Origin of the sequence: Ramlibacter aquaticus, assembly GCF_015159745.1 — a bacterium.
In the GTDB taxonomy this organism is placed as follows: Bacteria; Pseudomonadota; Gammaproteobacteria; order Burkholderiales; family Burkholderiaceae_C; genus Ramlibacter; species Ramlibacter aquaticus.
In genome coordinates, this window is sequence record NZ_JADDOJ010000107.1 from 1 (window position 1) to 12249 (window position 12249).

General features: G+C 72.4%; 13 protein-coding genes. 6 read left to right on the forward strand and 7 right to left on the reverse strand.

Annotation, left to right across the window (positions count from 1 at the left end; translation table 11 throughout):
• The first annotated feature begins 173 nt into the window (after window positions 1-173).
• From IM725_RS18340 to IM725_RS18365, 6 genes are all read left to right on the forward strand, one after another.
• Window positions 174-1067 (forward strand): CoA transferase, encoded by an 894-nt coding sequence (locus tag IM725_RS18340; RefSeq protein WP_193782083.1) that lies wholly within the window; start codon window positions 174-176, stop codon window positions 1065-1067.
• A 155-nt stretch (window positions 1068-1222) separates the two neighbouring features.
• A complete protein-coding gene (locus tag IM725_RS18345) occupies window positions 1223-1855 on the forward strand; it encodes a response regulator (protein WP_193782094.1) in 633 nt (210 codons plus the stop codon).
• A gap of 88 nt (window positions 1856-1943) precedes the next feature.
• Window positions 1944-2957 carry a non-homologous end joining protein Ku gene (gene ku / locus IM725_RS18350; protein ID WP_193782084.1) on the forward strand — a complete coding sequence of 338 codons (1014 nt, stop codon included), beginning with the start codon at window positions 1944-1946 and terminating at the stop codon, window positions 2955-2957.
• A complete protein-coding gene (locus IM725_RS18355) occupies window positions 2954-3301 on the forward strand; it encodes a BON domain-containing protein (protein ID WP_193782085.1) in 348 nt (115 codons plus the stop codon). Before ku ends, IM725_RS18355 begins: the two co-directional genes overlap by 4 nt.
• A gap of 56 nt (window positions 3302-3357) precedes the next feature.
• Complete coding sequence (locus tag IM725_RS18360; protein WP_193782086.1) at window positions 3358-3651, forward strand: hypothetical protein; 294 nt, start codon at window positions 3358-3360, stop codon at window positions 3649-3651.
• Window positions 3652-3759: 108 nt separating this feature from the next.
• Window positions 3760-3945: a CsbD family protein gene (locus tag IM725_RS18365; protein ID WP_193782087.1), complete on the forward strand. Its 186-nt coding sequence runs from the start codon at window positions 3760-3762 to the stop codon at window positions 3943-3945.
• A 71-nt stretch (window positions 3946-4016) separates the two neighbouring features.
• On the opposite strand, the gene IM725_RS18370 is transcribed toward IM725_RS18365, so the two are convergent.
• The 7 genes from IM725_RS18370 to xth form a co-directional block, all read right to left on the reverse strand.
• Window positions 4017-4244, reverse strand: coding sequence for a KGG domain-containing protein (locus IM725_RS18370; RefSeq protein WP_321576218.1), 228 nt, complete (start codon window positions 4242-4244; stop codon window positions 4017-4019).
• Window positions 4245-4341: 97 nt separating this feature from the next.
• On the reverse strand, window positions 4342-6597 hold the full coding sequence (locus IM725_RS18375; RefSeq protein ID WP_193782088.1) for a DUF3482 domain-containing protein: 2256 nt from the start codon (window positions 6595-6597) through the stop codon (window positions 4342-4344).
• A gap of 40 nt (window positions 6598-6637) precedes the next feature.
• Window positions 6638-8941, reverse strand: a complete 2304-nt coding sequence (locus tag IM725_RS18380; protein ID WP_193782089.1) for a YgiQ family radical SAM protein — start codon at window positions 8939-8941, stop codon at window positions 6638-6640.
• A 122-nt stretch (window positions 8942-9063) separates the two neighbouring features.
• Window positions 9064-9444, reverse strand: coding sequence for a CHRD domain-containing protein (locus IM725_RS18385; protein ID WP_193782090.1), 381 nt, complete (start codon window positions 9442-9444; stop codon window positions 9064-9066).
• Between the two features lie 140 nt (window positions 9445-9584).
• The gene (locus tag IM725_RS18390; RefSeq protein ID WP_193782091.1) at window positions 9585-9953 is read right to left on the reverse strand and encodes a hypothetical protein; all 369 of its coding nucleotides are present in this window, start codon (window positions 9951-9953) and stop codon (window positions 9585-9587) included.
• Between the two features lie 127 nt (window positions 9954-10080).
• Window positions 10081-11043 (reverse strand): response regulator, encoded by a 963-nt coding sequence (locus IM725_RS18395; protein ID WP_193782092.1) that lies wholly within the window; start codon window positions 11041-11043, stop codon window positions 10081-10083.
• Window positions 11044-11188: 145 nt separating this feature from the next.
• Complete coding sequence (gene xth, locus IM725_RS18400; RefSeq protein WP_193782093.1) at window positions 11189-11986, reverse strand: exodeoxyribonuclease III; 798 nt, start codon at window positions 11984-11986, stop codon at window positions 11189-11191.
• Window positions 11987-12249: the final 263 nt, after the last annotated feature.

Below are 12249 nucleotides of genomic sequence, written 5' to 3' on the forward strand. Positions count from 1 at the left end.
CGGCGAAGGCGACGCCGAATGCGGCGGCCGCCCAGATGCGACGGGAAATCATGGTGTCTCCTGACCTGTTGTTCTCTTGGCCCGCGCGGATCGCGGACGGATGAGCATAGGCCGCGGCGCCCGGTCGACGCATCGGTACTCTCCCGGCCCGCGCCTCTGCTAGGCTTGCCCGCATGAGCACTCGCACGGCCCCGGTGCTGCACGGCACCCGCATCCTCAGCCTCGCCCTCAACCTGCCCGGCCCCGCGGCGCTGATGCGCTGCCGCCGCATGGGCGCGACCTGCACCAAAGTCGAGCCGCCGGCCGGCGACCCCATGGGCCACTACAACCCGGCCGCCTACGGGGAACTCCACGAGGGCGTGAAGGTGCTCACGGCCGACCTGAAGACGGCCGAGGGCCAGCAGCGGGTGCACGCAGAACTGGCCCAGGCGCACGTGCTGCTGACCTCCTTCCGGCCCTCGGCCCTGGAGAAGCTGGGCCTGGGCTGGAAGGCCCTGCATGCGCGCTATCCGCAGCTGTCGCAGGTCGCGATCGTGGGCGCGCCGGGCGCCCGGGCCGAGGAGCCGGGCCATGACCTGACCTACCTGGCGCAGAACGGCCTGGTGCCCGGGCTCGAACTGCCGGCCACGCTGTATGCCGATATGGGCGGCTCGCTGATGGCCGCCGAGGCGGTGCTGCAGGCGGCGCTGCTGCAGGCCCAGCGCTACGACGGCAGCGGGGACCTGCAGCCGGGACGCTACTTCGAGGTCGCCCTGTCAGACGCAGCCGGCTACCTGGGCCTGCCGCGCCGCTGGGGCCTGACGGCCCCGGAAGGCTCGGTGGGGGGCGCCCATGCGGGCTACAAGGTGTATCCCTGCCGCGACGGCCGCGTCGCCGTGGCGGCCCTGGAGCCGCATTTCGCCGCCGCGCTGTGCGAGGCGGCGGGCCTGCCGGGCGCCGATGCGCGCGGCGGCATGCTGGCGGCCGCCACGCACGAGGGCCTGGCGGCCTGGTTCGCAGGTTGCACCCGGGCGCAGCTGGAGCAACTCGCCGCCGAGCGCGACCTGCCGCTGCACACGCTGGCCTGAAAGCCGTCCTGAAGGCCGGGTCCTACAGCGCCTGTAGGACAAACGCGAGACTTCGGGGGCCGTCGCACGAGCCGGGCGTTTCGGCTGGCTTTGCAGCGCACACTGGGGGTTGATGAGGCTTTGAAGCAAAAACGACCCCGAACATGAACGACTCCATCGTCAAGGTTGCCATCGTCGACGATCACGCGATCGTCCGCGCCGGTCTCAAGCAATTCCTGTCCGAAATGGTCGACCTGCGCGTCGTTGGCGAAGCCGCCAGCGGCCGCGAGGCCATCGACCTGGTCCGCACGACCGAGATCGACGTGCTGATCATGGACCTGTCCATGCCCGGCCAGAGCGGCATCGACGCGCTGGCCATGATCCGGGCCAAGGCGCCCGACGTGGGCATCCTGATCCTCTCCGGCTACCCGGAGGAGCAGTACGCGGTGAACCTGATCCGCCAGGGCGCGAGCGGCTACCTGAACAAGGAATGCGAGCCGATGGAGATCGTGAACGCGATCCGCACCATCGCCCTGGGTCGCCGCTACATCTCGCCTTCGGTGGCCGAGCTGATCGCGCAGCAGCTCAATCGCAAGGAGGGCAGCGCCGCGCACGACCTGCTGTCCGAACGCGAGTTCCAGGTCTTCCTCAAGCTGGCCAAGGGCGAGACGGCCGGCGAGATCGCCAATGCCCTGTCGCTGAGCGTGAAGACCGTCAGCACCTATCGCACGCGGCTCATGGAAAAGATGGGGCTCGCCTCCAACAGCGACCTCACCTACTACGCGCTGAAGAACAAGCTGATCGACTGATCGCCACACGGCGGGTGCCACGGCCGCACACGGCCTGGCTCTCCCGTCCTACAGTCGGGGCGCGGGTGCCGCGCCTAAGGTGCTTTCCATGGCACCGTCCAGCACCCGCACGCTCTGGAAGGGGGCGATCAGCTTCGGCCTGGTCCACATCCCCGTCACCCTGCACTCGGCCACCGCCGAGAGCCGGATGAAGTTCAACCTGCTCGACAAGCGCACCATGAGCCCGGTGGGCAACCAGCAGGTGAACAAGACCAGCGGCGAGGCCATGGCGCGCGACGAGGTGGTCAAGGGTTTCGAGTACGAGAAGGACCAGTACGTGGTCCTCAGCCCGGACGAGATCAAGGCCGCCCTGCCCCGCTCCACGCAGACCATCGAGATCGAGGCGTTCGTGGAGATGGCGGGCATCCCCACGCCCTACTTCAACAAGCCCTACTACGTCGCCCCGGCCAGCAAGGGCGACAAGCCCTACCTGCTGCTGCTGGAGACCCTGAGGCGCACCGGCAAGGTCGGCATCGCCCGCGTCGTGATCAGCACGCGCCAGCACCTGGCGGCGCTGGTGCCGGCCGAGCACGGGCTGGTGCTCGAACTCCTGCGCTGGTCCGAGGAGGTGCGCGACACCGCCGGCCTGCCGCTGCCCGATGCCGCGAAGACCGAAGTCAGCGACCGCGAGCTGCGAATGGCCGAACAGCTGGTGGGCGAGCTCGCCGGCGACTGGCAGCCCGACAGCTTCCACGACGAGTTCCGCGAGAAGCTGCAGCAGCTGGTCGACGAGAAGGTGCGCGCGGGCCAGGGTGCCCACGTGACCCAGCCGCTGGAGGGCGAGGAAATGCCCGCCAGCGCGGACATCATCGACCTCACCGAACTGCTGCGGCGCAGCCTGCGCAAGCCCGGCACGCCTGCCGCCGCGCCGGCGCCCGCTACGGCGCCTGCCCCGGCAGCCGCATCCCCGAACGCTGCCAAGGCCCCCCGCCGCGCCAAGGCCGCCAACGACGAGGCCCAGCAGGCCCCGGCCGCGCCCCGCCGCGCCGCCGCGGCCAAGCGCGCGCCTCGCGCCACGGCCACCGCGACCGTCAAGCCCAAGCCCCGCAAGAAAGCCGCATGAACCGACTCCAAGACCGTCCTGGCCTCGCCCCGCTGGCCGCCGTCATGGCCTTCGCGGCCGGCGCCGCGCTCACCTGGGGCCTTGCCGGCCTCGCCGCGCGCTGGCGCGGCCACGCGGCGCATGCCAGCGACGAGGTGGTCGCGCGCCGGGTCCGGGCCCATGCGCAGGACATGCTCGCGCAGCCCGATGCCGTCGAGGTGCGTGTCGAGGACGGCATCGTGCGCGTCTCCGGCCGCGTGCAGGCCAGCGAGCGCGAACGCTTCCTGGTCGGGCTGGTGGACGTGCCCGGTGTCTGGCGCGTGCGCAATGCGCTCACTGTTTTCCCGGCCGCCACGGCCGGCTAGTTCCGCGGTTCGCCGCAATTCCCGCGCGTCAGCGCACAAACCCAGAAGGACGATTCATGCAAGCAAAGACCTCCCTCACCCTCTGCGCCCTGTTTGCTGCGGCAGCCCTCGCCGGCTGCCAGAACATGGGCCGGGGCACCACGACCGGCATGGACAGCACCTCCGGCAGTTCGACGAGCATGGGGGCCAGCAGCCGCGACAGCAACATGACGCCCTCCGGTGCCACCACGGGCCTGGGCAACGAGAACAGCACCGGCACCACCGGCGGTGGCGGTGGCTCGGCCTCCGGCTCCGCGGCGGGCGCGGCCGGTGGCGCGGGCGCAGGTGCCTCGGGCTCGGGCTCGAAGTAAGCCGTCGCGGGCTGTGGTCCACGGCCCACGACCCGAGCCGGCCTTGGCCTGCACCGCGCGCCAAGGCCGGGCCGCACGATGAACCTCTTGCAAACCGAAGGAGTCAAGATGAACCAGGAACAGGTCAAGGGCAAGATGAAGGAAGTCGCCGGCGAAGCCCAGGAGCACATGGGCCGCGCCGTCGGCAGCACCGAGCAGGAAGCCAAGGGCCATGCCCGCGAGATGGAAGGCAAGGTCGAAAAGAAGACCGGCGACGTCGAGCAGGCTGCCGACAACCTGACGCGCAAGCCCTGAGCCAGGGGCCGCGCCAATGAAGAAGGGCCGCGAGAGCGGCCCTTTTTTCGTGGGGGGTGCGCTGCGCGGCTTCAGGCGGCCGGGCTGTCGGGACGCTGGTGGCGCTTCTTGCCAGCGGCACGGGCTTCCTCGCTGCTGAACTGGTGGGCGCGCCCACAGGCGTGGGCTGCGCGGCCACCCATGCTGGCGATCTCCTTCTTCTTCTCGGGCGACATGGCGGCAAAGCCGCGCAGGCGGCGCGTCGGCTCGCCCGAGGAGGGCATCGGGTCCAGCGGGGTCGTGGTGAGGGTTTCCTGCATGAGACAGCTCCTGGTGAAAGAAGCGTTGATGCTGGCCCAAGCTCTGCTGTGGACCTGTAGGACAAGACCGCAGCTTTGCGTGCGTTGCGTGCTCATCCTAAGAAGAAAGGATTCCTTCGGGCCAGGCGCGGGCCAGCAACTCGCGCATCGCGCCCTCCAGCACGTGGCCCAGGGGCTGGGCGAGCCGGTGCGCATCGGGTTGGGTGCGCGCCTGGGCCCAGAACGGCGCCATCTGCGGGCGGCGCTGCGCCAGGGCCTGCGTCACCCAGCCGGGCCAGGCCAGGTCGGTGGCCGCCGGGGCGTGCACCACGGCCAGGTACTGCATCAGCGCGGCTTCGGCCAGGGCCTGCAGCATGTCCTCGCTGAGCTGCACCAGGGTCCCGCCGCCCGGGGTGGCCCTGTTCTTCCACAGCGCGCCCACATAGGCCGCCCCGCCCCCCACGAGCGCGCCCAGCGCGGCGGCCGCGCCCAGGGTGAGGCCGCCCGCGGCCAGGTCCACCGTCGCGCCCACTGCAGCGCCGGTGGCCGCCCCGGCCATGCCGGCCTGCGGCGCATGCACCGGCGAATCGACCTGGAAGCGCGCCTCCAGCTGCTGCTCGGCCAGCGCCATCTCGCCCTCGGGGACCGCATGGAGCTCACGCAGGCGGTCCAGGTAGCGTTGGCCGGCCTCGCGCACGCGCCCCAGGATGCCGTCCATGGCGCGCTCCTGCGCCTGCGCCGCCTCGCGCCTGGGCCCGGGCAGCAGGCGCGAGGCGCCGCTGGCCAGGCCGTGCAGTTCCTCCTGCTGGCGGGCCGCAGACAGCAGGTAGAGCGCAGCGGCATGCATGGCCTGCTGCAGGCGCTGGGCATCGCTGGCCGCGAGCGCTTCGCCCACGCGCCGCACCGCCTCGGCCTGGGGCGTGGGCAGCAGGCCCGCCAGGGCCTGGTGGAGCCGCGTGCGCTGAACCCAGCAGGCACCGGCCTCGTCCTCGCGCAGCACGGTGCAGCCGGGCTGTGACGCGGGGCCGGGGACCTCGCCACGCCAGAGGGCCAGCAGGGGCAGTCCCCCCGCGGCCTGGGCCGCATCGCGGGCCTGCGCCAGGGCCTGGGGGCTGCGCACCACGCAGAGCGCGCCCTGCGCCTGGGCGGCGGCGGACGCTGGCGCGGCCACGGGGCCACGCCAGGGCCACCAGGCGCTGCCTCGTGCCGGCACGGCGGCCGGCGCGGGCGGTGCGCCGAGCAGCAGGCGAAGCTCGTCGCCCTGGTCGGAGCTCCCCAGCAGGGGCCAGGCTCGCGCATCCTGGGCGAAACGCCGACGCAGCCAGTCCAGGTCCTCGTCGCGGGTCTCCAGCACGGCCAGGGCCACGCGGCCGGTGTCCAGGAGGGACAGGATGCGGGCGAAGTACGGGTCGTCCAGCGACACGCCGGGCCGGCGCCGCGCCCTGGCCTGGGACACGGCCGCAACGGCAGCCAGCAGCAGCCGGGGCAGCACCACGACGGCGGCCAGCAGGACCGCCACCATCAGCACCCAGGCGCGCCCGCCGGTGGCGGTGCCCCCGCCCGCACCGAAGTGCAGGGCTGCCACCTCCTCCATGGACAGCGGCGGCAGGGCCTGCAGCCAGGCTGCCGGCCCGCGCAGGGCCGCGAGCACGGCGTGCACCTGCGCGGGCCCGAGGAAGGTGCTCTCCCAGCCGACGCGGTACTCCACCACCAGCCCGCGCACCGCGAGCGAGGCCAGCCAGCCCAGGGCCCAGCAGGCGGCGCACAGGTGCAGCACCCGGGTCCAGCGGGCGGTTTCCGCCGCCCGGCTGGCCTTCAGCCAGTCGCGCTGGAACAGGAGCCGGGCCTGCAGGCGCGCGGGACCGCCGCGCCGCAGCGCCCGTTCGCCGTCGGTCCAGCCGGCCAGTCCGGCGAGCCAGGGGCTGTGGCGGCCCTTGCCGCGCAGCAGGCTGGCCAGCAGCACACCGTAGACCACCAGGTTCCAGGCCAGCAGGCCCGCGAGCGGAATCGAGAGCAGGTTGACGCGGTGCGGATCACCCACCCAGTCGGAGGCAGCGCCCAGCACCAGGGCCAGCAGGGGCAGCAGCCAGGCGATCCGGCCCGGCCAGGGCGAAGGCGCCAGCAGCGCGACCAGGCCGGGCTCGCGCACGCCCACCGCCGCGATCACCTGGTCGGCCCGCAGGCGCAGCAGCCGTCGCGGGTCCACCGGTCGCCCGGCGGCCTCGCGCAGCAGCTCGTCGCGCGCGTTGCGGTCGATCCGGCTGCGCTCGGCCGCGGGCAGCAGGGCACCGTCGCTGGCGCTCTCCACGGCGCGCGCCAACAGCACGCGGCGCGCGTCGTCCTCATCCAGGGGCGCGGTGGGGAACTGGGGCATGCGGCCGATTATGGTGGCCGCGCCGCCTCGGGCGCAGGGCTCAGCGGGGCTTGCGCGGGCCGCCGGGACGGCCGGCACCCGTGACGCGCGGGGGCAGCCCGGTGTGCTGGGTCAGCAGGGTGCCCTTGGCCGGCGGCTTGACCGCGGCAGCGCGGCCGGGCGGCGTGGAGTTCTTGCGCCGCGCGCTCTGGTAGCCGCCGTCGGTGAGCGGCTGGAAGCTGGGCACCAGGTGCTGCTTGCCGTTGCCGATCAGGTCGGCGCGCCCCATGGTCTTGAGCGCCTCGCGCAGCAGCGGCCAGTTGTTCGGGTCGTGGTAGCGCAGGAAGGCCTTGTGCAGGCGCCGGCGCTTCTCGCCGCGCACGATGTCCACCGCCTCCTCGGCCGAGGCCGCCACGCGGTGGATCTTGCGCAGCGGGTTGCGGCCGCTGTGGTACATCGCCGTGGCGGTGGCCATGGGGCTGGGGTAGAAGGTCTGCACCTGGTCGGCGCGGAAGCCGTTGCGCTTGAGCCAGAGCGCGAGCTGCATCATGTCCTCGTCGCTGGTGCCCGGGTGCGCCGCGATGAAGTACGGGATCAGGTACTGCTTCTTGCCTGCCTCGGCGCTGTACTTCTCGAACATGGCCTTGAAGCGGTCATAGGTGCCTATGCCCGGCTTCATCATCTTGGACAGCGGGCCCTGCTCGGTGTGCTCGGGCGCGATCTTGAGGTAGCCGCCCACGTGGTGCTGCACCAGCTCCTTCACGTACTCGGGCGACTGCACCGCGAGGTCGTAGCGCAGGCCGGAGCCGATCAGGATCTTCTTGATGCCCTTGAGCGCGCGCGCACGCCGGTACATGTGCACCAGCGGCCCGTGGTCGGTGGTGAGGTTCTGGCAGATGCCCGGGTAGACGCAGCTGGGCTTGCGGCAGGCGGCCTCGATCTCGGGCGAGCGGCACCCCAGGCGGTACATGTTGGCCGTGGGACCGCCCAGGTCGGAGATGACGCCGGTGAAGCCTTCCACCTTGTCGCGGATCTCCTCGATCTCGTGGATGACGGAGTCCTCGCTGCGGCTCTGGATGATGCGGCCCTCGTGCTCGGTGATGGAGCAGAAGGTGCAGCCGCCGAAGCAGCCGCGCATGATGTTGACCGAGAAGCGGATCATCTCCCAGGCCGGGATCTTGGTCGGCCCGTCGTGCCGGCCGTCCGCGTCGGCGTAGCGGGGGTGCGGGCTGCGCGCGTACGGCAGGCCGAACACATGGTCCATCTCGGCGGTGGTCAGCGGGATGGGAGGCGGGTTCAGCCACACGTCCCGGTCGCCATGGGCCTGGACCAGGGCGCGGGCATTGCCGGGGTTGGTTTCCAGGTGCAGCACCCGGTTGGCGTGCGCGTAGAGCACCGGGTCGCCCTTGACCTGCTCGTACGAGGGCAGGCGGATCACGGTCTTCTCACGCGGCGGCGGCTTGAGCTTGACGCGCGGGTTGGCAACGAAGGCGATCGGCTGGGACTGCGCCGGCGCGTCCGCGCCCTCGCCGCCTTCTTCCCGTGCACAGGTTTCGCCCTGGGCCTTCGCCTGGTCGGCGATGGTCATGTAGGGGTTGATGTGCTCGTCCACGCGGCCGGGCTGGTCGACCTCGGTCGAATCGATCTGGAACCAGCCTTCGGGCGTGGCGCGGCGGATGAAGGCGGTGCCGCGCACGTCGGTGATCTGCGCCACGGGCTCGCGCGCCGCGAGCCGGTGCGCCACCTCGACCAGCGCCCGCTCGGCGTTGCCGTACAGCAGCAGGTCGCACTTGGCATCGACCAGGATGGACCGCCGCACCTTGTCCGACCAGTAGTCGTAGTGGGCAATGCGGCGCAGGCTGCCCTCGATGCCGCCCATGACGATGGGCACCTCGGGCCAGGCCTCGCGGCAGCGCTGCGAGTACACCAGCGAGGCGCGGTCGGGCCGGCGGCCGCCCTCACCGCCCGGCGTGTAGGCGTCGTCGCTGCGGATCTTCCGGTCGGCGGTGTACCGGTTGATCATGGAATCCATGTTGCCGGCGGTGACGCCGAAGAACAGGTTCGGCTTGCCCAGCGCCTTGAAGGGCTCGGCGCTCTGCCAGTCGGGCTGGGCGATGATGCCGACGCGAAAGCCCTGCGCCTCGAGCACGCGGCCGATCACGGCCATGCCGAAGCTGGGGTGGTCCACGTAGGCGTCGCCGGTGACCAGGATGACGTCGCAGCTGTCCCAGCCGAGCGCGTCCATCTCCTGCCGGCTCATGGGCAGGAAGGGTGCGTTGCCGAAGCGGCTCGCCCAGTACTTGCGGTAGCTGGTGATGGGCTTGGCGGCGCGCGCGAAGAAGGAGACGTCGACCGGGGCGTTCATGGCACGGCGGCGCTCACGCGCGCCGTCAGAAGGAGGTGCGCGATTTTACCGGCCCACCCTGCCGGGCGTGCGCGAGGGGTATTCGGGCGCGGCGGGCCAGCGCCTGCCGCGCCGCCGCAGGCTCAGCGGGGCTTGAGCTGGCCGCGGATCTCACCCGCCGGGTTCGCGGCGGTGTGGATGTTGACGTACATGTTGCCGGCCTTGAGCTCGGCATACTGCGCCGCCGTGAGGGTTGCCTCCCCGGTCACCGGGGACGCCGCCACGCTGGCGAAAGGCACGACCACGCCGGCGTTCTTGCCTTCGGGCGCCGGGCCGTGGATGTGGCCGCTGGTCGCCGGGCCCGACAGGCCGCTGAAGCTGACCGTGTACGTGGCCTTCATCGTGGCCGGGTCCACCGTCACGTCGGCGGTGCCCGAGCCATTGCCGGGCTTGGCCGGCACTTCCTGGGCGCCGCTCAGGGTGGCGGTGTAGTGCTCGCCCGAACCGCCGCCGTAGCCCATCATTCCACCGGCACATCCGGCCAGGCCCACAACAGCGGCCAGAGCGGCCGAACGCATCAGGACAGAAGCAGCGCGCATGGGTGTGTCCCGTGAAGTTGGAAGCTGCATTCTGGGCAGCGCCCTCAGCCCCTGCTGGCGCCGGGTTATTCCCCGGGCTGGCGGCCGGGGCCCCGGCCCCCGCCGCCGTCCTCATCCTGGCGACCGCTGCCGTCCTGCCCACCGGGGCGGGGGCCCTGCGGCGGCAGCACCCCGCGCGCGGCATCCAGCTCCCAGGGGCTGTCCTCCACGTTGGGGCCGTCGGGCCAGGACTGCGGCCCGCGGCGTATCGCGGGATGTGCCTCGCCGCCGGGGACGCCGGCCGGCATGTCGGGAGCGCCGTCGACCGCGTCGCGGCCTGCAGGCGGCTCCTGCGCCGCCGTCTCGCCCAGGGTGGTGCGGGTGGGATCGCCGTCGTGGTTTTCGTTGCCGCCGGAGGCCGGGCCCCGTCCGACGCTGGTGGTGGTATTGGCCATGGACGCACTGTGGCGCCCCGGGCCCGGGCCGGATGCAGTCCCGCCCTGCCACGCGGTGTAGGCTGGCGCCTTCAGCCCCAAGGAAGCCCTGGCTCAGCGGCTCTCAGCGCTGCCGGCGCCCGCAGACTCAGAAGCGGACCAGCGGCAGGCCCAGCGGGTCGTGGGGGCTGTCTGTGCCCGCTTCCAGGCTGAACGGCCCGGCGAGCAGCCGCAGCTCGGCGGTGACGGCCAGGGCGCCCGGCGCAGCGGCCTGGGCCTCGCGCGCGACCGCGTCCACGGCCTCGCCCAGCACCGTGCCGTCCGGCCGGCCGTCGCGCTCGAAGCGCACCAGGTCGCAGGGACCGGCGTGCACCGCGACGCGCAGCCGCAGCGCCGCGGCGGCGTGCTGCAGGGCTTCGCCCATGCCCAGCGCATCCGCCGGGTCCTCGAACCAGGCCAGCAGCGCGTCGTCGCGGAACTCGTCGAGCCGGCCGTGGTAGGCCTGCGCCAGTTCCGCCACCTCGCTGCGCAGACGCGCCAGTTCCGGCGGCACCAGGTCCACCAGCCCCGGGCCCTCGGCGTGGACCAGCGCCAGGATGCGCGTGTCGAAGCCGACCTGCTGCGCGGCCTCGCCCTGGAACAGCGCGGACCAGGCGGCGGGGTCCAGGTGCCGGGCCAGCTTCTCGGACAGGCGTTCCATGCGGCGCGCGCGCCCCGTCGCCCGGACGTGGGCCTCGATGCGCAGGATGACCTGCTCGGGGTCCACCGGCTTGGTGACGTAGTCGATGGCCCCCAGGCCGCGGCCCAGGTCCTGGTCCTGCGGCGAGGCCAGCGCGCTGACGAAGATCACCGGGATGCCCGCCGTGGGCGGGTGCTGGCGAATGCGCCGCAGCACCTCGTAGCCGTCCATGTCCGGCATCATGATGTCCAGCAGCACCATGTCGGGCGGCGCGTCCGACATGACCACCTTCAGGCCGGCCTGGCCCGAAGCGGCCTGCACCACTTCGTAGCGGTCCTCAAGCAGCCCGTTCATCAGGAACAGGTTGTCCGGCATGTCGTCGATGACGAGGATGCGCGGCATGCGGGTGCTGGTGTCGGCGTGGGCGTTCATCGCGGTGCTCCTGGCGGGTACGGCTCTATGCCTGCATGACACCACGGCCGTGTTCGCGCGGTGTAAGCAAAGCGGCCCCAGGGTTTAGGGATTTGCCGTAAGCCGGCGGCGAGGGCCCGGCGCGGGCGGCGCGGCGCCGCCGGCCTCAGCGCCCGCCGGGCAGGCGGGACAGGTCCAGCTCGACCCAGGTCGGCGCATGGTCGCTGGCATGGGCCTCGCCGCGCACCCAGCGGTCCACGCCTGCCGCCTGCAGACAGGGCGCGAGCACCGGGTTCAGCAGCAGGTGGTCGATGCGCATGCCGGCGTCCCGCTGCCAGTGCTGGCGGAAGTAGTCCCAGAAGGTGAACACCTTGGCGTCCGGGTTCAGGCTGCGCAGCGCGTCGGTCCAGCCCTGGGCCAGCAGCCGTTCCCAGCAGGCGCGGCTTTCGGGCTGCAGCAGCGCGTCCTTGCGCCAGGAGCGCGGGTCGTAGATGTCCAGGGCGTCCGTGGGCACCACGTTGAAGTCGCCGCACACCAGCACTGGATGCGTGGAACGGCACAGCCCGTGCGCGTGGCGGATCAGCCGCTCGAACCAGGCCAGCTTGTAGTCGAACTTGGGGCCGGGCTGGGGATTGCCGTTGGGCAGGTAGAGGCAGGCCACCACCAGCCCCTCGATCGCCGCTTCGAGGTAGCGGCTGTGGTCGTCGGCGGGATCGCCCGGCAGCTCGCGCCGCACGGGCACCGGCGGCCCGTGGCGCGACAGGATGGCCACGCCGTTCCACGAGCGCTGCCCGCGCCAGAGCGCCTCGTAGCCCAGTTCCCGCAATGCGTCGGCGGGGAAGGCCTCGTCGCCGGCCTTCAGCTCCTGCAGGCAGGCCACGTCGGGCCGCTCGCGCTCCAGCCAGGCCAGCAGGTTGGGAAGCCGCGTGCGGATGCCGTTGACGTTGAAGGTCGCGATGCGCATGGTTCCATCTTCTCCCATACCGCACCCGCCGGGGCATGAGGCGCCGTCCTACATCGCCCGCCGAGGCCGGCGGCGCATCATGGCCTGCAACGCGGTGCTGCCGCGGCCCAACCCCTGCCCGGCCCACGCCGTGGCCCAGATCCAGAGGACGCGCCATGACCATCCGATTTCCGACCGAGGCGGCCAACGCCGACGTGATGGGCGAGGACCCGGCGGACACGCCGGGCGCCACCCCCCTGCCCGGCCAGGCCTCGCCCTACGCC